Origin of the sequence: Plantactinospora sp. KLBMP9567 (assembly GCF_033446045.1) — a bacterium.
Lineage (GTDB): Bacteria > Actinomycetota > Actinomycetes > Mycobacteriales > Micromonosporaceae > Plantactinospora.
In genome coordinates, this window is record NZ_JAWQRR010000034.1 from 64,706 (window position 1) to 83,014 (window position 18,309).

General features: G+C 66.7%; 17 protein-coding genes and 3 pseudogenes. 12 read left to right on the plus strand and 8 right to left on the minus strand.

What is annotated here, in order from left to right:
* Window positions 1-106 precede the first annotated feature (106 nt).
* Window positions 107-319, plus strand: coding sequence for a hypothetical protein (locus R6Y94_RS25455; protein WP_318398374.1), 213 nt, complete (start codon window positions 107-109; stop codon window positions 317-319).
* 7 nt (window positions 320-326) lie between these two features.
* On the opposite strand, the gene R6Y94_RS25460 is transcribed toward R6Y94_RS25455, so the two are convergent.
* The 3 genes from R6Y94_RS25460 to R6Y94_RS25470 all read right to left on the minus strand — a co-directional run bounded on the left by R6Y94_RS25460 (window position 327) and on the right by R6Y94_RS25470 (window position 3,233).
* Complete coding sequence (locus tag R6Y94_RS25460) at window positions 327-1,463, minus strand: PucR family transcriptional regulator (RefSeq protein ID WP_318398375.1); 1,137 nt, start codon at window positions 1,461-1,463, stop codon at window positions 327-329.
* Window positions 1,464-1,539: 76 nt separating this feature from the next.
* Window positions 1,540-2,334, minus strand: coding sequence for an ABC transporter permease subunit (locus tag R6Y94_RS25465; RefSeq protein WP_318398376.1), 795 nt, complete (start codon window positions 2,332-2,334; stop codon window positions 1,540-1,542).
* Window positions 2,334-3,233 (minus strand): ABC transporter ATP-binding protein, encoded by a 900-nt coding sequence (locus R6Y94_RS25470; protein WP_318398377.1) that lies wholly within the window; start codon window positions 3,231-3,233, stop codon window positions 2,334-2,336. The genes R6Y94_RS25465 and R6Y94_RS25470 overlap by 1 nt, the downstream gene beginning before the upstream one ends.
* A 466-nt stretch (window positions 3,234-3,699) precedes the next feature.
* Here R6Y94_RS25470 and R6Y94_RS25475 point away from each other — a divergent pair, with 466 nt between their 5' ends.
* The 5 genes from R6Y94_RS25475 (at window position 3,700) to R6Y94_RS25495 (ending at window position 7,412) form a co-directional block, all read left to right on the plus strand.
* Entirely contained in the window at window positions 3,700-4,884 is a 1,185-nt protein-coding gene (locus R6Y94_RS25475; RefSeq protein WP_318398378.1) for an NAD(P)/FAD-dependent oxidoreductase, read from the plus strand.
* A 135-nt stretch (window positions 4,885-5,019) separates the two neighbouring features.
* The gene (locus tag R6Y94_RS25480) at window positions 5,020-5,403 is read left to right on the plus strand and encodes a DoxX family protein (protein ID WP_318398379.1); all 384 of its coding nucleotides are present in this window, start codon (window positions 5,020-5,022) and stop codon (window positions 5,401-5,403) included.
* Between the two features lie 222 nt (window positions 5,404-5,625).
* Complete coding sequence (locus tag R6Y94_RS25485; RefSeq protein ID WP_318398380.1) at window positions 5,626-6,009, plus strand: sigma factor; 384 nt, start codon at window positions 5,626-5,628, stop codon at window positions 6,007-6,009.
* A complete protein-coding gene (locus tag R6Y94_RS25490; protein WP_318398381.1) occupies window positions 6,006-6,569 on the plus strand; it encodes a sigma factor-like helix-turn-helix DNA-binding protein in 564 nt (187 codons plus the stop codon). The genes R6Y94_RS25485 and R6Y94_RS25490 overlap by 4 nt, the downstream gene beginning before the upstream one ends.
* Before the next feature lie 456 nt (window positions 6,570-7,025).
* Entirely contained in the window at window positions 7,026-7,412 is a 387-nt protein-coding gene (locus R6Y94_RS25495) for a helix-turn-helix domain-containing protein (protein WP_318398382.1), read from the plus strand.
* 433 nt (window positions 7,413-7,845) lie between these two features.
* Here the strand turns inward: R6Y94_RS25495 and R6Y94_RS25500 are convergent, their stop codons facing one another.
* Complete coding sequence (locus tag R6Y94_RS25500; RefSeq protein WP_318398383.1) at window positions 7,846-9,438, minus strand: carboxylesterase/lipase family protein; 1,593 nt, start codon at window positions 9,436-9,438, stop codon at window positions 7,846-7,848.
* A gap of 216 nt (window positions 9,439-9,654) precedes the next feature.
* Here R6Y94_RS25500 and R6Y94_RS25505 point away from each other — a divergent pair.
* Window positions 9,655-9,912, plus strand: a pseudogene (locus R6Y94_RS25505) (transposase); the annotation flags it as partial.
* Between the two features lie 411 nt (window positions 9,913-10,323).
* Window positions 10,324-11,082, plus strand: a complete 759-nt coding sequence (locus tag R6Y94_RS25510; protein WP_318398384.1) for a hypothetical protein — start codon at window positions 10,324-10,326, stop codon at window positions 11,080-11,082.
* A gap of 730 nt (window positions 11,083-11,812) precedes the next feature.
* On the opposite strand, the gene R6Y94_RS25515 is transcribed toward R6Y94_RS25510, so the two are convergent.
* The 3 genes and pseudogenes from R6Y94_RS25515 to R6Y94_RS45305 form a co-directional block, all read right to left on the minus strand.
* Complete coding sequence (locus R6Y94_RS25515; RefSeq protein WP_318398385.1) at window positions 11,813-12,067, minus strand: hypothetical protein; 255 nt, start codon at window positions 12,065-12,067, stop codon at window positions 11,813-11,815.
* Window positions 12,068-12,186: 119 nt separating this feature from the next.
* Entirely contained in the window at window positions 12,187-13,506 is a 1,320-nt protein-coding gene (locus R6Y94_RS25520; RefSeq protein ID WP_318398386.1) for a tetratricopeptide repeat protein, read from the minus strand.
* Window positions 13,507-13,563: 57 nt separating this feature from the next.
* Window positions 13,564-13,737: pseudogene (locus R6Y94_RS45305) on the minus strand (DNA-binding protein); the annotation flags it as partial.
* Between R6Y94_RS45305 and R6Y94_RS25525 the strand changes: the two are divergent.
* Window positions 13,730-14,758, plus strand: coding sequence for a HesA/MoeB/ThiF family protein (locus R6Y94_RS25525; RefSeq protein ID WP_318398387.1), 1,029 nt, complete (start codon window positions 13,730-13,732; stop codon window positions 14,756-14,758). The pseudogene R6Y94_RS45305 and the gene R6Y94_RS25525 sit on opposite strands and share 8 nt — an antisense overlap.
* Before the next feature lie 4 nt (window positions 14,759-14,762).
* Complete coding sequence (locus tag R6Y94_RS25530) at window positions 14,763-15,218, plus strand: hypothetical protein (RefSeq protein WP_318398388.1); 456 nt, start codon at window positions 14,763-14,765, stop codon at window positions 15,216-15,218.
* A gap of 494 nt (window positions 15,219-15,712) precedes the next feature.
* Here R6Y94_RS25530 and R6Y94_RS25535 read toward each other — a convergent pair whose 3' ends face one another.
* Window positions 15,713-16,387 (minus strand): TetR/AcrR family transcriptional regulator, encoded by a 675-nt coding sequence (locus R6Y94_RS25535; RefSeq protein ID WP_318398389.1) that lies wholly within the window; start codon window positions 16,385-16,387, stop codon window positions 15,713-15,715.
* Window positions 16,388-16,505: 118 nt separating this feature from the next.
* Here R6Y94_RS25535 and R6Y94_RS25540 point away from each other — a divergent pair, with 118 nt between their 5' ends.
* Both R6Y94_RS25540 and R6Y94_RS25545 read left to right on the plus strand, forming a co-directional pair.
* Window positions 16,506-17,231, plus strand: a complete 726-nt coding sequence (locus tag R6Y94_RS25540; RefSeq protein WP_412102873.1) for a DUF4386 family protein — start codon at window positions 16,506-16,508, stop codon at window positions 17,229-17,231.
* 282 nt (window positions 17,232-17,513) lie between these two features.
* Window positions 17,514-17,754: pseudogene (locus R6Y94_RS25545) on the plus strand (IS1634 family transposase); the annotation flags it as partial.
* Between the last annotated feature and the right edge of the window lie 555 nt (window positions 17,755-18,309).

Here is an 18,309-nt window from a genome sequence, read left to right on the forward strand (position 1 = left end):
CTGGTCCACTACTGTCGGCTACCACCGGAAGTGCGCCAGAACCGAAATCTCAGTCCCTGCTTCAGCCGATTCTGCTCGTCGGGGTGGCCTTACCACCGCCGCGCAGGTGTTTCCGGTCCGCTACGTCGCGCTCGTCTTCGACAAGGCGGGTGATGCGACGCGGGGCATCGACGTGAAGGTGTTCATCGAGGCGGCTCAGCAGGTCTTCCCGAGGCTGCTGCGCCCGCTGGTGATCACGTGGTTCGCGTTGGTGACCGCCGGCTCGGCGTTGGTGATCATCTTGCTGGCGGTTCCGTCGGCGTACGCCTGGTTCCGGTAGGGGGTCCTTATGGTTCGGTGGGCCACTTGAGTAGGCGGGCGCCGAGGACGGCGGCTTGCAGGGTGAAGCGTTGGGTGGGGTCGTCGGGGTCGTAGCCGGTGAGGTGGCGGACCCGGTCGAGTCGGTAGGCGACGGTGCGGGCGCTGATGTGTAGTTGGCGGGCGGTGGCGGTGGTGTTGCCGTGACAGGCGAAGAAGGCGGTGAGGGTGTCGAGGATCGGGGTGGCGCCGCCGCGGGCTTCGGTCAGTGGCGCGAGGACGGTGTGGACGAGGTCGGTGATGGCGGCGCGGTCGCGGAGGAGGACGGGGAAGACGAGCAGGTCCGCGGCGCGTAGGACGGGGGTGGTGAGGCCGAGCCGGTCGGCGAGTTGCAGGGTGTCCCGGGCCTCTTCGTAGGACTGTTGGACGCCGCCGGGCCCGGCATGGGGGCGGCCGACTCCGATCTGCCAGCGGCTGCCGGTGCCGAGGGCGCTGAGGAGGTGGTGGGCCACTTCGCCGGTGGTGCCGCGGAGCGCGCCCGGGGTGATGCAGATCAGCAGACCGTCGTGGGTGGTGGTCAGGATGTTCCGACTGCCGAATCGGGCGGCGAGCCCCGACTCGACATGCTCGACCACCGGGTCGGTGAACGGCGTGTCGGCGCGGGTGACGGTTACCTGGTGCCGGCCGGCGAGTTGGACACCGAAGCGGTGGGCGCGTTCGGCGAGCCGACCGGGGTGGGCGTGGCCGTAGAGCAGGTCGTCGATGAGTTCGCGGCGGGCGGCGTGGTCGCGGCGGGCGGCGTGTAGCTGTGAGCGTTCGTATCCCTCCGCGGCGGCGTCAAGCAGGCGCCGCGCCGCGCTCCATACCGCAACGGCCGCAGCGCGGGCGGCGCTGGGCGTGGATGCGTTGGCGAGGCCGGGCAGTCTGGGCAGTATCGCCTCGGCGGCGTGCAGGTAGGCGCCGGTGAGAGCGCGCAGGGTGATGTTGAGGTCGGCGGCCCGCTCGCCCTGGCGGCGGCACGCGTCGAGGTCGGCGCGTCGCGGGCGCCGGCCGGTCGCCGCTGCGGCGGCGACGGCGTCGAGGTAGCCGTGGAGTAGTTCGGCCGGCACGCCGGTGGTGGCGTCAGCCAATGGGCTGGACGGCTCGTCGCTCACAGCGGGCTCCACGGCGAGAACTGTATGGTCACGGGCGGTTTGGCTTCGTCCGGTGCCGCCGTGCGACCGCCGGCACCGGACGAGACCGTCAGACGGCGAGGTCGCGTCGCTCGAACGCTACGGCGGCCACCCCGACAAGGACGGCGATGGTGCCGGCCAGGACAAGGAGGTAGCCGACGTGGAAGCCGGTGTGTAGCGGGTCGGCGCCGAGGTAGTAGTGGAACGGTGACAACCAGCGCAGCGGGCGGAAGGCATCGAACTGGTTGCCGAGGGTGTGCAGCAGGTACGTGGCAACGGCGACGCTGCCGGTGGTGGCCAGCACGACGGGACGGCGTCCGACGAACGCGCTGACGGTCAGGGCGAGGGTGCCGAAGCAGAGCCCGACGAGCAGCAGGCCGAGGGAGGCGGCGCTGATCCGGCTGGCACCGACGTTCATCTCCAACCCGGCGGCGAGGGCAAGGACGAGCAGCCAGGCGACCGCGCCGACGGCGACCACGGCGGTGGCGAGGGCTACGAAGCGTTGCAGGACGAACCGGCGGCGGCTGATCGGGTTGGCCAGCAGCAGGTCGAGCACCCCGGCGTCCTCCGGGCCGGCGATCGCGCGGGTGCCGAACACGGTCGAGGCCATGATCAGCAGTAGTGGTACGAACACCGTGTAGATGACGGCCTGCAGGTAGCCGGCGCCGCTGGACAGATCCTGGAACCCCAGCGCGGTCTGCATCCCCTGCGGGATGCGCTCGGCCGCGGACTCGGCGGCCTCCGGATCGCCTTTGAACTGGGACCAGGAGGAGACGTAGATGGTGACGAAGACGCCGACACCGATCATCCAGCCGGCGACCGCTCGCCGGTAGTCGCCAAGTGATTTGCGGATCAGGCTGGGCATCACGACGTCGTCTCCTCGGACTGGTGGTAGTAGCTGAGGAAGGTCTCCTCCAGGTCGGGTTCGGCGCTGATCAGGTCGACGACGGTGTACCGGCCGAGTGCCTTGACCAGCGGGTCGAGTTGCCCGTCGACGGTGCAGCGCAGGACCGGTCCTTCCACGCTGACGTCGGTGACGCCCGGCAGACCGGTGAAGTCGGCCACCGGCGGCGGCTCAGCGAAGTGCACCTCGACCTGGCGGACGGCCCGTTTGCCCAGCGATTCGATCCGTTCGACGGCGACCAGCCGGCCGGCGCGGACGATACCGACCCGGTCGGCCGCCGTCTGCACCTCGGCGAGTACGTGTGAGGACATGAACACCGTCTGCCCGTTGGCGCGGGCCTCGCGGACCATCTCCAGGAATTCCTGCTGCATCAGCGGGTCCAGGCCGGTGGTCGGCTCGTCGAGGACCAGCAACTCCGGCTCGTGCATGAACGCCTGCACCAGGCCGACCTTCTGTTTGTTGCCTTTCGACAGGCCGCGGACCCTGCGGGACAGGTCCAGTTCCAATCGCTCCGCCAGCTCCGCGATGCGGCGGGCGGAAACGCCGCCACGGGCGTCGCCGAAGAATCGCAGCAGCTCGGCCACCCGTTCCCGTCCCTCGAACGACAGTTCGCCGGGGAGGTAACCGATCCGGCGGCGGGTGTCGACGCCATGGCGGGGAACGGCGCCGAGCACCGTGGCGGTGCCCCGGGTGGGCCGGATGAAGTCCAGCAGCAGCCTGATCGTGGTCGTCTTCCCGGCCCCGTTCGGGCCGAGATAGCCGAACACCTCACCCGGCTGGACCTGAAGATCGAGATCTTCCAACCCGCGGCGACTGCCGTAGAACTTCGTCAAGCCCTGGGTCTCGATCACCGCTGTCATGACGCACCTCCTCCCTCGGCTGGCACGGTGCGGAACAGTGACCTGTCGGCCCTGGCGGGCGTGCGGCGGAACTCGACCATGCCGGCAAGCCTCAATCTCACCCTCGCGACTTTCCAGTGCGATGTCGTGACAGGTGAGAGGGCCGTTTGTTGCCGAACTTCGGCAACGAACACTGTCGACATTCGCCCTGCTTTGGCCATCGGCCGTAGGCGGTGTATTAGCAGTGCGTCGTGCATCTGGGCAGGCCGGCCTGCGCTACACCAACCGCAAGGACTGACAGAAAGTCACTCCCGCGCTGCGGCGGATCTACACCGCCTCGAGTGCTACCGCGGCCCGCTTCGGAGTGTTCGCCGCCGGGACTCCGCGTATCGAGCCCACGCCTGTGGAGTGGCCTGCCTCACACGTTGTCAGCACGAAAGAGGACGCGGTGTCTTGAGGCCGAACCCCTGGAAACGGAGGAGCCACTATGACGGGGAACATTGAGGTGGTCGTGGTCGGCGGCGGGTACGCCGGTGTCATGGCGGCCAATCGCCTGATGCAGCGGGACGATGTGGCTGTAACGCTGATCAATCCGCGTCGGACGTTTGTCGAGCGGATCCGCCTGCACCAGGTGGTAGGCGGGTCCGACGACGCGGTCGTCGACTACCGAGAGGTCCTGGCCGAGGGCATCCGGCTGGTGGTCGACACGGTGACCCGGATCGACGCGACCAAGCACAGCGTGACGTTGGCGGCCGGCGGCACGGTCGGCTACGACTACCTGATCTATGCGGTAGGCAGTGGCAGCGCCGTCCCGGGCGTGCCCGGAGCAGCTGAGTTCGCCTACCCGATCGCCACCCTGGACGATGCGCAGCGGCTGCGGCCAGTCGTCGACACCGCTCCCACAACCGCGCCGATGACAGTTGTCGGAGCCGGTCCGACCGGCATCGAGACCGCCGCCGAGCTGGCGGAGGCCGGCCGTACCGTGACCCTGGTATGCGGCAGGGTACTCGGCCCGTACCTGCACGCCCGGGGTCGGCGCTCGGTCGCCAGGCGGCTGGCCAAGCTCGGGGTGACCGTCCTCGACGGCCCCGACACGAAGGTGACGGCGGTGACTCGCGATGCCGTGCGGCTCGTCGGCGGCCGAGAGGTGCCGAGCACGGTGACCATTTGGACCGCCGGGTTCGGCGTGCCGGACCTGGCCGGCCGCAGCGGGCTGAGCACCGACGCGCTGGGCCGCATGCTTACCGATGAGACGTTGACGAGCGTGGATGACGCGCGCATTGTCGCGGCCGGGGATTCGGCGGCCCCGTCGGACCTGCCGTTCCGGATGAGCTGCCAGGCCGCGACGAGGATCGGTGCGCATGCGGCCGACACGGTGCTGGCCCGGATCGCGGGTGAGCATCCGGCGCCCATCAACCTCGGGTTCTTCGGCCAGTGCATCAGCCTGGGGCGTCGCGCCGGTATCTTCCAGTTCGCCTCCAAGGACGACACCGCGAACGGGTTGTACATCGGCGGTGGCCCAGGCGCGAAGCTCAAGGAGTTCGTCTGCCAGCACACCGTCAAGCATCTGGCGAACGAGGCACGCAAACCCGGCTCACTCACCTGGGTCAAAGACGACAAGCGCCAGGAGTTGCTGCGGGCCAAGCGCGGCGAGGCGCCGGTCACCCGCTGACCGGCCGGCCTGGGCCAGACATCGGCGATCCCCGCTCGAACGGTTACCAAATACCGAGGGTGTCCCATTGGAGTTCCGCCCGTGCCGGATGGTTCGCAGACACCGAAGTCACTAGGCGAGGCAAGGAGAGAGCACGTGAACCTCGTTCTTTGGATTGCTACCGGGCTGCTGGCAGCAGTCTCCCTAACCGGCGGCATCACCAAGACGTTCGTACCCAAGGGGAGATTGACTGCGCTCAATGGCGGGGAATGGACCGGGCACGCCAGCGTCGGCTTCATCAAGACCATCGGGTTCCTCGAGATCCTAGCCGCGGTTGGCCTGATCCTGCCCGCCGTGCTCGACATCGCACCGTTCATGGTGCCGGTGACTGCCGTCTGCTGGGTACTGCTCATGGCCGGCGCGGCGATCATCCATAGCCGCCTCGGTCAGTTCAAGTTGGTGATGGTGAACCTGGGCTATGTCGCGATTGCAGCCTTCATCGCGTGGGGTCGCTTCGGCCTTGAGCCTCTCACCGGCTGACGAAGATGTGCCGCTGGCGGGGTGGTTTCGGGTTGGCGCGGGTGATCCGAAGCACGGACCGCCCCGGCGGTGGTTCGGCCGGATTGACCGGCTGCTCGCCGGTCAGAACACACCCGGCAGGCCGGGTCAGGGTACGACCGCGGTGTCGCCGGTCCTGCCAGAACCAGAACGTCGTCAGCAACACAGCCAGCTTGGCCAGGATCACGTTGATGCTGTTGATGCATGCTCGAAGGCTTCGGTAACCAGGCCACCCGCGACAAGAAGGGTCGAGATATGAGCCACGCCACTGACCCGGCGACCGACGCCTTCGTCGCCCACCGTAACCTGCTCTTCACCGTCGCGTACGAGATGCTCGGATCGGCGGCCGATGCCGAGGACGTACTCCAGGAAACCTGGCTGCGGTGGATCAAGGTCGACGCGGAGCACGTGCGCGACCAGCGCGCCTACCTGGTCCGGATCACCACCCGGCAGTCGCTCAACCGGCTACGCGCGATGAAACGCCGTAAGGAGACGTACGTCGGCCCCTGGCTGCCCGATCCGCTGCTCACCGCGCCGGACGTGGCCGAGGACGTCGAACTCGCCGAGAGTGTGTCGATGGGACCATGATCGTCCTGGAGACACTGTCGCCGACCGAGCGCGCCGTCTTCGTGCTGCGTGAGGCCTTCGGTGTCAGCTACGACGAGATCGCGGCCGCCGTCGGCAAGAGCCCGGCGGCCGTCCACCAGATCGCGCACCGTGCCCGCCAGCACGTCGACGCCCGCCGCCCCCGCCAGGTCGTCACCCCAAGCGAGACCCGGGCGGCTCTGGCAGCGTTCCAGCGCGCGGTCGAAGCCCAGGACCTGCAGGGGCTCCTCGACGTGCTCGCCCCTGACGTCGTCCTGGTAGGCGACGGCGGCGGCGTCAAGCAGGCCGCGCTGCGGCCGATCATCGGCGCCGAGAGGGTGGTCCGGATGTTCTTCGGTGGTCTAGGCAAGGTCGAAGGCACGCTCACCGGCGAACCGACCATGGTCAACGGCAATTCCGCACTCCTCGTACGCCTGAACGGCGAAGTCGACGGCATTATGGCGGTCCGTGTCGAGAACGCCCGTATCACCGGCCTCTACTATGTCCGCAACCCAGAGAAGTTGACCCGCGTCGAATACGAGATTCCGCTCACCCTGAGATGAACGCCGGCGTCGGAACAACCCTCCTGGGAATCAGGTGCAACGCCGAGGTAGCGCGCTGCGGCTGGTCGCTGCGGCTGGTCCGCGCAGGCTTCAGCCGGACCTGGCAGGGCAGCAGTGACGGGGTTGTTCAGGTGCGTGAGTCGCGGTGTTGGTATTCGATGGCACCTGTGACGGCGAGGCGTCGGTTCCGCCTGAAAACTGACCATGTGGTTCCGCTTGGCTTCGAGTTCTCGTTGCAACACACCTGATCATGTGGGGCGTGGTGATGGGGAGGCGTGGCCCAAACGTCGGTTGGAGCTGGAGTCGGAGTACTGGCGGTTACTGCTGTCCGGTGTCGGGACGTTCGAGGCGTGCCGGGTTGTGGGGATTGGGACGGGCTACTGGTGGCGGGCGGAGAACGGCGGCCGACCGCCAGCGCGGTTGGCAGAGGCATCCCGGTCGTCGAGGTACCTGTCGTTGTTGGAGCGGCAGCGGATCGCCACGCTGCGGCGGCAGGGTATGTCGGTGCGGGCGATCGCTGCCCAGCTCGGGCGGGCGCCGTCGACGGTCAGCCGGGAGCTGCGTCGCAATGTGGCTGCGCATGATCAGGATTACGACGGCGACCTGGCCCATGCTCGGGCGCGGGAACGCGCTCGCCGATCTCGCCCGGGGCGGCTGCTGACGGATTCGCTCTTGCGTGCCGCCGTGCGGGCCAAACTCGAACTGGAGTGGAGCCCGGAACAGGTTGCCGTCTGGTTGCGGACCCAGTATCCGGACCAGCCGGGTTGGCATGTCTGCCACGAGACGATCTATCAGGCGTTGTACCACGGTGGCAGGGGCGGGTTGAGCCGTGAACTGACCTGACGGCTCCGTAGCGCAGGCGGCGCGGGCACGAACGTCGGGCGCGGTTCGTCGCGCCAGCGCTGCTGATCGAGCACCGAGGTGTGTGAATTGGGACAGCGATGGCCGCGACGCCCGGCAAACGACGGGACGGTGGCAGGTCGCCGGGATTACCTCCTTTGGACATCGCCCCTCAGGGCCTCGACCTGCTCAGCTCCGAAGGAAACCGGGGTGCGCGTATCCGCCAGGCACACGCCACCTACGCCTGAATGGCAAAGGGTGTCCAACGGTGGCGGCCCATCGAACAGGAGGATTCATCGGCGGCCACGCCATCGTGGTCGACGCCGCCCTCGGCGGCCGGGGCATATCCGGGCGTCGAACGATGGTGCCGTGCGGTCAGTGGTTGGAAGGGATAAGTACGGCGCGTTCCGCAACGTCGCCGCTGGCCTGCGCGTGGCTACAGTAGGCCGAGCTTCTCGTCCGGAAAGCTTTCCCAGGCGAGTCGTTCTGCGGAAAATGGATCCTCCACCACTTGCGGACGGTAGTCGAGAAGCATCGTCCGTCGCTTTGCCCCGTACGTCGGCCAACGCCCGGTCCGGCTGTTCGAGGGGTTGCCGGTATGGGCGAAGGCCAGCCAGGCGTCCTGGATGCTGGCGGACAGCGCGTCGATCGCTGGGCCGGTGCCGTTGAAACGCTGGTCGTAGGTCCCGAAGACGAGTCCCAGGTCGAGCGCGTGGCAGCAGCCCAACAGGCCGTCCAGGATCGGGGCTGGATAGGTGCCGAGGAAGTGGTAGGCGGGGACAGGGTGCTGCCGCTTGGCCTCCACGATGCGTAACGTTGGCATCCGAACCGCCCGGTCGCCCTCGATCGCCATGTGCAGGTCTAGTGGGCTGGTCCAGCCTTTTCCTCGGGCAGCCATCAACGGACGGTACGTGTCAATCAGCCGCTCGACATGTTCGGTGGGGATGAGGATTCCGAGCCGTTGGACGAGTTGCTCCTCGGTCATCGGGGGCAGCACGCTGTGCCCCATGGCCAGTCGGTGTTCGTCGAGCTGCGATCCGGCGAGCAGCGAGACCTCGGAGGAGGCGCCGTTGCGGATCGCGTCGATGGGCCGTTCGAGCAGGTTGACCCCGTCGATGACGGGAAGGTAGTGCATCGCGCCGAGGTGTGGGTCGACCTCCGCCATGTGCTGCACGATGGCGGACGACGCCTCGACCATCCGTTGCGGCGTGAGCGCTCTGATCGCCTCCACGTCACTTGGTCTGATGTTGAGGGAGTTGAGGTAGATCTCGGCTATGAGCATTGCCCGCTCCACGGTTTGCGCCGTGTGTCCGGCGCTGCTCTGCAGGATCACTCGACGGAACATGCCTCTGGCGGGCGGGGAGGCCATCAGGAACGCGCAGTCCACAGAGCCCGCTGACTGGCCGAAGACCGTGATGTTGTCCGGGTCGCCGCCAAACGAGCCGGCGTTTTCCCGCACCCATTGAAGTGCGGCAATCAGGTCGAGTCGGCCCTCGTTGCCGGTCGACGGGATCCGGCCGCCGGTCACCTCGTTGAGGTTGAGATAGCCGAGCGCGCCGAGCCGGAAGTTGACCGTCACGACGACCACGTCCCCGCGGCGGGCCAGCGAGCTGCCGTCATAGTTGGGCTGTCCGCCGGAACCGTACTCGAACCCGCCGCCGTGGATCCAGAACATGATGGGCCGGCGGGCGTTGTCCAGACCCGGCGTCCAGACGTTGAGGAACAGGCAGTCTTCGCTGCGTTCGCCGGGCACTGTCAGGTACGCCTCGGCGAACTCCGTGGGCGACTGTCCATGTTGCGGCGCGACCGCGCCAAAGACCTTGGCTGGCCGTACGCCCTTCCACCGCCTCTTCGGCTCCGGCGGTAACCACCGCCGGTCGCCGACTGGCGGCTCGGCGTAGGGCACACCACGGAAGACGAAGAGCCCCGCTTCCTTCGTCCCTTCCAATTTGCCGCAGGTGGTGCGAATGATCGGATCGGTTCGGGAACTCGAGTTTGAGGCCGCTGCGGCGGGACCCAAGGTCGTCACCAGCGGGACGGCAAGACCAGCCCCGAGAAGCGTTCTCCGGTTGATACCGAAGTGCTCCCCTTCGACAGTGCGCGGCAGTGATGTGCCGGTCCTCGCAGCCGCACGGCGAAACGTAACCATACCGACCACCCTCGCCCCGCCTTTCTCGTCGTTCTAGGTCGACGTCCTGACACAGGCCGGGGGTATTTCTTGCCGAACCTCGGCAACAAGGAGCGGTTCCTGGCCTACCGGTCCGCCAAGGGACACGCCCTGATCGACCGGCAGTTGTACCTTCCGTCGTCGTGGACCGACGACCGCCAGCGGTGTCGGGCGGCCGGGATTCCGGGCGAGGTGGAGTTCGCCACGAAGGTGGAGATGGCCCGCATCATGCTCGGCCATGCCCTCGATGCTGGGGTGCCCGTGGGTTGGGTGACGATGGACGAGGCGTACGGCCAGTCGAAGTCGCTACGGGTGTGGCTGGAGGACCGGGACGTACCCGGCAGCCTTGGGGGCTCTCAAGAGACGGTCGAGGTGGGCGCGAGTAGCCACGGCAGCGGCAACGGGGGCGCTCCACCGGCCGCCGTCGTCGGCGAACGGTATCAGTCCGGCAACGAGACCAGCCGACCATTCCCCTTCCGTGTAGCCGATATGTCGCCGCATCTGTTCCCGAGTCAGGGAGGTTGAGCGGTCCTTTGGGGCGGGCGTCGACGTGGGCATCTGGAACGACTCCTTGGCACAGGGCGAGGTTCCTAGGATGTCGGACGGAGGCGACGTTCCAACAGGTGCGCAGGCCGCAAATTCGCAGCGAGCCGGCAACCAGAACGTGCAGCTTCTATCACAGAGCAGCGCTAGTCGTCTACACGACAGCTGCGTGACCGCTCGCCTGCCGCCGTCGATAATGCCCGCGTGGACGAACCCAGCTCTCTATACCGGTTCGGCAGATCGTGGAACGCTCGGCCCAGCGGCCTCTACGTCCCCCAAGGCCATGACCAGCCACCACCAACCATTCCGAGTAAGGAACGACACAAGGTCACCGACTGGCTTCAAGGCCTCGGCACAATGGTTGCCGCTGCCATCGCCGCCCTCGCTCTCCTGGTCGGCGCGGAAACCCTGCAAGACCAACAGCAGATCAACCACGACCAACTGGCTTTCAATCAAGAGAGCCGCAAGCGGTCAAAGCAGCGATATATATCTCGTGTGTCGTGGTGGCCCGAGTATGTTGCGGGAACAACGACAGTCCGAATCCAAAATAGGGCGCCCGTGCCACTGAACGACGTGGAATTGGAGGTTCGGTTCCCGGAATCCATCACGAACTCTGTGAACGGGTGGCCTGCCGAGTTTGTGAAGCGATACCCGTCATACTCCGCTGTACCACCCTGCTCCACCGTCACGCTAACTATACTTTCAGAGGCTGAAGTAGTTCCCCCTGGTCCGATGTACGAATCTGCTGTCGACGCCCCGCCTGACCCAATGGTTGGAACCATGGAAGCACTTTGGGTCGACGACTACCAGGGCACATGGAAGTTGACACCCGGTGCGGCCGCCGAACTGTTCGACTTCCCTCCTATCAGTGAACGGCCTCCATCCGAGGACGACAGCCACAATGGAATGATGCGAGAGCAAGAGGTCAGGCAAGAGGTGCCTGATTGTGGCGAAGATGGCTGACGGCTGCCCTCACTCGCAACCGTTGAGGTCGCCTCGCCCGTACCCCTCGCAGCATTCCGGCCGATGCCCGCATACCCGCAACTCCCCGCCCTTGAGCCTCTGGTAGTCGCCGGTCCGCTCGTACACGCACACCCGCCAGACCAGCGCCGGCTGGGTGCGATGAGACTTTTTCTGGTAGGAGGGGAGATGCCCTACGTTCCGGTGGCGGGAACTGCCAGGTGGCTGGACTGCACGGCCACATGCTTCAGTTCAAGGCTGCGCGCCTCTGCCAAGACCTCCTCGTGAAGCGCCGCGCCGACTCCACTGCTGCGAACTCAGACACCCGTACACCGACTGCAGCGGCTGAATAGCTGGGTCTGCTGCGGTCGAAGTGGTTGCGATCCCAAAATGATTCCGGTCTGGGCGAGGAATTCGAGGATCAGGTCCGGTCGGTACTGGACGCGTTCGAGCCGGTTGCGGATGAACGCGGCGAGGTGCTCGACATTGTCGACGGCGAGGTTGCCAGGCCGACTTTCAGGGGCGACCACAGGCTCTTGACCGGGTTGATCCGTACCCTTGACCCTTCAGCAGCAGCGCCGGACGGCCCTCTACCACCAGGGCGCACTGCTGCCGTCGCCAGGCTAAGGGTCGGGTGGCCGGAGGGAGTCTCACCCTCCGGCTCCCACAGAACCGTGCCTAACGATCTCTCGTTACACGGCTCTTGTCATCCTGATCACCAGAACGTCGGTGTCTATGCCCAGTGAGCGAAGAGCCTGGGGTACTGGCGGGTGATGCGGTGCCAGCACTCGTGGGCCTTCTTGAACTTCCGGAGCCGTTTGAACTTCTTGCGGATCCAGCGCATCAGGTAGGCGTTGATCAGCCCCTGGGGCAGGTCAGCCTTCAGCGCCGTCCACCGTCCGAGCCGAGCTCCAAGGGCACCGACACCGGCGAGTGCAGCCAGCAGTCCGGCACACCACACGGCCATCCGCAGGATCCGCGATGCCACCGCCACATCATCGCGTAGCGATTCGATCACCGCGACGCTGTCCCTATTCCGATCACCGACCGCGCGGCATCACTCGGGCTGACTGGCCACCGCCCGGCCGAAGAGGCCGCCACCCGCGGTCACGGTCGAGGAATCTGGGTAGCACCTCGTTCCTTGATCTGGTCTCGAATCGCCGCTGCCCTGGTGCGCGCGCTTTGGGCGGCTGGATGCTCACCGTTCACCTCGAGGGCCGCAGCGAGGCTTGTGAGTGTCTCCGCCTCGTCGTACCGGTCACCAAGCTCGACCCGTATGTCTGCCGAACGCTGGTAGTGTGATATGGCCCGGTCTAGCTGTCCGCTTTGGTGGAACAACTCGGCCAGGCTAGCTAGAGTGGTTGCTTCCCCGTCCCGGTCGCCCGGATCGGCGCACAGCTTCAGCGCCTTTTGGCAGTGGATCAGGCCCTCCTGGTGATTGCCGAGCTTTCCATATGTGCGCCCGATGTCGTTGAGCGCCCTTGCCTGCCACGCCTGGTCACCGAGATCCCGATACAGGATCAGCGCGCGCTGTGCATGCTCTAGAGCCTGCTCCTGAACGGCCTGCCAGCCGAAGAGCCTCCCGAGCATGAGGTGAGTGTGCGCCTGGCCGGTCAGGTCGCCGAATTCAGTGAAGAGGGCAAGGGCTCGCTGGTAGTGGGTATGGGCGTCCGGGTAGCGCCGCAGTCGGATGTGGGCACTGGCCAGGATCCGATGGGCACGGGCTTCCGCTCGTCGGTCGCCGATTCGCTGAGTGGCTGCCAATGCGGCTTGGCCCGCCTCAGCCCACCCACGCCAGTCGCCGCTTCTGAACAGGAACGTGGTCAAGCTCCAGACGAGTTGGTAGGCGTAGGTGTCGAATGTGTGTTGCACCGCGAGCCGTACGGCCTCGAGAAGGTTGGGTCGCTCGGCGAAGAACCAGGCCATAGCCTCTTGGTGGCTTGCAACCGGTTGGTCGATGACTCCGGACACTGACGGCTGGTCGCCTAATGCTTCCCAGTTTGGATCGAGGAACTGGTCGGCTACCCGCGCGGTGCGCAGGTAGTGAGTCAGCATCCGTTCGACGGCTGCCCGGCGGTCATTAAGGCCGAGTCCGTCAGCAAGGTCGGCTGCGTATGCACGCAGCAGATCGTGAGAGGTAAACCGGCCGACAGAGTGTTCGGCGAGCAGACTCGCCCGGGTGAGTTCGGTCAGCAGCAACTGTACCTCGGACAAGGGCTGCCCGGCCAAGCTGGCAGCGGTCGGGGCGGCGATGTCCGGGCCTGGGTGCAGGCCAAGCAGCCGGAACAGCCTCGCCGCCTCCGGCGTAAGTGCTTGGTAGGACCACGAGAACACCGCCCGCAAATCGGTGTGCGGATCATCTCCAACTAGGGCGTCGAGGCGTTGGCGCGTGCCGGCTAGCTTGCCCGCCAAGGCGGCTAGCGGCATATGTGGTTGTGTGGCGGCCCGAGCCGCGACGATGGCTAGGGCGAGAGGTAGTTGCGCACAACGGGCAATGATCTCCTCGGCAGCGCGCGGTTCGGAGGCTAGCCGGATTGGTCCAAGCCGGCTAGCCAGCATCTGTCTGGCGTCCTCGGGCGTGAGCAGGTCTAGGGCGATCAGTCGCGCCCCCTCCGTGGCGATAAGTCCGGTAAGCTGGTTTCGGCTGGTGATGAGCACCAGGCAGCGGGGTGAGCCGGGCAGCAAGGGTCGGACTTGCTCGGTATTGTGCGCATTGTCGAGTGCCGGGCTCTCTGAGTCAGGCTATGACCGGGACGCTCTTCTTGACGACCTGGCGGCCTGCACGTACATCAATAGGAAGTTGCGGGCCCGACAAATTGAGCACGATGCGAAGGCCGCAGGAGACACCTGGGACGAGGCGACTGACGAGAGAGCGCCCCTGTTCACGGCGATGCTTGTCGGCACTCCGTCTCGGCGGTTGGAGGGAGGCGGGCGCCTGGCCCACCTGGCCGCGTGGAAGCTGGACGCTCTGAGCGCGCAGGTTACCGACCTGTTCGCGCGGATCTGCGACCTGCGGGTGTCTAGAGAGTCTGCCGAACTTCAGGGCGAGGTCCGCGACCTGGCCTTCGGCCTGTTCGACTCCTCACCGATCGCCTGGATGCAGGTCATGGAAACGCGGCCGGAGGTAACCCAACGCCGCGACCTGGGCACCCCGTCGAGCTGGCTTGCCGGCCGACGCGTCTTGGTACTCGGGGCAGGCGCGCTGGGGGCGCCGGTCTCGGAGTTCTGCGTTCGGGCTGGCGTGAAGGAATTGACCGTTGCCGACTACTCCGTAGTGAATCCGGGGATCCTGGTCCGGCAGCCGTACACCGACGCCGACATCGGTCTCGGGAAGGCACGCGCGCTTGCAAGGCGCCTGTCCGCCATCCGTGATGACCTTGATGTCACGCCGTCATACGGGAACGTGCGGTCCGGGTTCTTCGCGCCGGGCCAGGACCTGGGCGCGTTCGACCTGGTCATCGACGCGACGGCTGACGCGTCGGTCCGCTCCAACATCGAGTTAGCCCGAAAGGCCGCCGCCGTACGCCCACCGCTGGTCACGATGGTCATCGGACACAACGCCGAACGCGGTCTGGTCACCACGAAACGCGGTGGCCGCCTCAGCCGCGTTCCCGGTCCTCTTGCCCCAACTGAACCGCACCTACACTTTCACTCGAGCCGACTGCAGCCAGCACACTGAAACGATGTCGATGACTGACGGAGGTGTTTACGACAACCTCGGCGTCAGTCCGCTGCTCCCGGGACGGTCAAGGCAACACACCAGTCACGTGTACGACCTCGACTACATAGTCGCGGTTGACGCCGGCCCAGGCCGGACGGCGCCTCGGGCACCGAACTTCATGCTGGGCAGACTCAAGCGGAGCTTCGAGATTGCCCACACGCGCAATCAGGACGGCTCCCGCGCTCGGGTCCACGAACTGGCAGCAGCGGGGCACGTAAAGGGATTCGTGTACTCCTACCGGATGGATGACAGCCGCCTCCCAATCCCGATCGCGGACCTCGTCGAACGCGGACAGGTGGCCGCGTACCCGACCAACTTCGCCCGGATGGCACCCGCGGACCTGCAGGCCGTAGCCATCCGTGGCGAACAACTCACGCGCACCCTTATCGAGTTCTACTGCCCTCAGCTCGGGACTTGAACGCCCCGCTTGCCCAGCTTTCCTTCATCCTGATCGAGCTACGTGAAGTTGTTCGCCACGAGTTTTCTGATCTGCGTGACACCCGACTTGGCTCACGACGCTGCGATCTTGGCGATGCCGGGATCGTGACCTGGGGTTTCGTGGGTTTGCCGCGGCGGGTATGCACACTAAGCCGGGCGCTCAGGGGCCGTGGAGAGGCGGTGTCTCCAGCGTGCACACTAATGCCGAGTTGAGCGAGCGTCGTGGAGGATGTGAGTCGTGGACGCCCGGATCGACCTTGACGAACCGGCTCTCCGTCTCGATCGGCTTCGACCCCAGTGGGAGTGCACCGCGACGGTCGGCCCCTTACAGAGGTTGCCGCGGATGTCGTGGGAATCGAGGCGGCGGTACCCTGCCTGAGGCTCGCCGAGTGGTGGAGGCACCGTCCTTCTTGGTGCGGCGTTTGCGGAAAGGATCTGCCGTGCAGAGGGCCGCGCGACGGTTCGTGAGCGTGGCTAGGCGGAGGCTCTCAGGGGCTCGAGGGCGGCCAGGACGAGGTCGAGGCCGAAGGTGAACTCCTCCGCCGGGTCGTAGCCGGCAGCGACGAGCGCCGCGGCCGACTCGTTGAGGTAGGGGAACTCCTCAGGAGGAAGCTGGGGCAGGAAGACGTCCTCGGTCATGTCCGCGAGCTCGTCGGCGGTGTCGAACGGCAGGCTGGCTTCCTGCAGGGCGAACCCGTAGACGTAGCTGTCGAGCAACCAGTTGGCGTGCGTCGCCATCACGACCGAGAAGCCGGCCCTGCGCAGGCAGGCGGTGACCGCTTCGCGGTGGCGCAGGTTCGCGGGCCCCGGCGATGTCCGCGACTCCATCAGGCCGATCGCCCACGGGTGGCGTGCGAGAACCTGCCGGGCGGATGCCGACCGCCGTCGCATCGCCGACTGCCAGTCGGTCTGCTCGGGCGGGAGCTCGATCTCCTCGAACACTACGTCGATCATGGCGTCCAGCAGCTCTTCCTTGCTGGCCACGTAGTGGTAGAGCGACATCGCGCCCGCGCCGAGGACGCCGGCCAGCCGGCGCATGCTCAGCCCGTCGACCCCCTCGCGGTCGGCGAGCCGGATCGCCTCGACCACCACCCGCTGCTTGCTCAGCCCCGCGTCCGACGCGACCTGGCGTTGCTCCCTGGTGGCCACAGATCTCCTCGCTCCCTCGCACGGCTTGACAATCGTACGTCGTACGCCCATAGTACAGCGTACGACGTACGGTGTACGAGCCATCATGGACCAGCTTAGGAAGCCGGAGAAGCCTCGAATGAGTGCGGCAGCGACAACGACGGGTACCACCCCGACCCGAGCGCTCCGAGAGCGGGTCGTCGGCGCGACGGCGATCGCGTTGACAGCGTCGGTGGCGATCCAGAACGCGGTGGTGGTCTGGGCCGGAGCGCCCGCCTACGGGGACCCGATCAAGGAGGTGCTCGCATTCCACGCAGAGAACCGGTTCGCGGTCGCGATCGCGGTCGGCCTGGAGGCGCTGAACCTGCCGCTGTTGCTGGGGTTCGTGACCGGTCTCCACGGGCTCGTCGGGCGCCGCGGGGGTGCGGGCGCGGACTGGTCACGCCTCGCGGTCGCCGCGGGCGCGACTCTCTCGGCGGTCTTCGCGCTCTACGCCGTTCTGTGGAACGGAGCCGTGCTGTCCGCCGGCGAGCTCGCTGAGCCGAGCCCGGCGTTCGAGCTCGCCTGGCAGCTGCATGCAGCAGCGTTCGCGCTGGCACTGCCGGCGCTCGGCACCACCTTCATCGGCGCTGCGCTGGCGGCGCATACGAGCGGGCTGACGCCGCGGTGGCAGCGTCTGCTCGGAGTGGCCGGGGGATGCCTGCTGCTCGCCGCCGGGGCGGCCAACCTCGCGATCGCGGACGGCTCGGCGTTCCTGTTCGTGGGGATGCCCGGCTACGCCGCCTGGCTCGTGTGGCTGCTCGCGACCGGCGTACGGCTGATGCGCGCTCGAACAGCCGACCGTCCCGACAACGCGTCGGCCTAGGACGAGGAGGAACGAAGGCCCTGTCACACCCGGATGTTCATGCCCGCAAGCAGTTCGCAGAGTCAACACGGACCCGGCCGCCCTGCGCCCGGTTCTCGAAGGTGAGATCGGGGAAACTGCCGGATTTCCCGGTCGTGATAGAGCATCGACACAGTCGCCTAGCCGCAGCGCCCGAGCCGGCGCGAGTCTGCGGAGGGTCCTGCCCGCCTGGCTCGTCCCTGGCCACCGGCCGATGTCCACCGCGTTGGCCCCTTGCGTGCTGAGTACCTCGTCAAGCCCCCACGGCCGATCTACCACCACAGCCGCGAGTTCGATCGAAGCACACCCGACCATCGTGCTCGCAGCCCTGGCCGTGTCCCGCTGGATCGAGAACACCACCGGCTGGAGCATCAAACGCTTCGTCACCACCACCCGCCGCTACCGGACGATCGAGGTCCAGGCAGGGCCGCACACCATCACCGCCGCCGACCCCATCCCCGACGACCTCCGCGCCGCACTCGACGCGATCCACGACACGCACTAAATGAGCCAAGTCGGGTCGTCGAACGCGGACAGGTGGCCGCGTACCCGACCAACTTCGCCCGGATGGCACCTGCGGACCTGCAGGCCGTAGCCATCCGTGGCGAACAACTCACGCGCACCCTTATCGAGTTCTACTGCCCTCAGCTCGGGACTTGAACGCCCCGCTTGCCCAGCTTTCCTTCATCCTGATCGAGCTACGTGAAGTTGTTCGCCACGAGTTTTCTGATCTGCGTGACACGAACCCTCATCTCCTGCTCGATAACCATGTTCAAGGCTGGCGCCGGGTTCGCCCGGCAGAGAGCTTTAGCGATTCTCGCCTTTGCCTTGGGGAGCGGACGACCGCCCAACCCGCCACGTTAAACGACGTTGACGGCTCGTACGTCTCACTCGATCACCCGAGACCGACGGATTCGAGTGCACCGACCCGATGGCTACTTCTTGAAGCATCGGAGGAAGTCCGTGGCCGGCTCCTGCCAGCCTTCGGCTGGGACGTCACCCTGCGGCGCGGGAGGGTCGCTCGGTCATGTCCTATCGATCTTGGTGGCCTAAATGATCG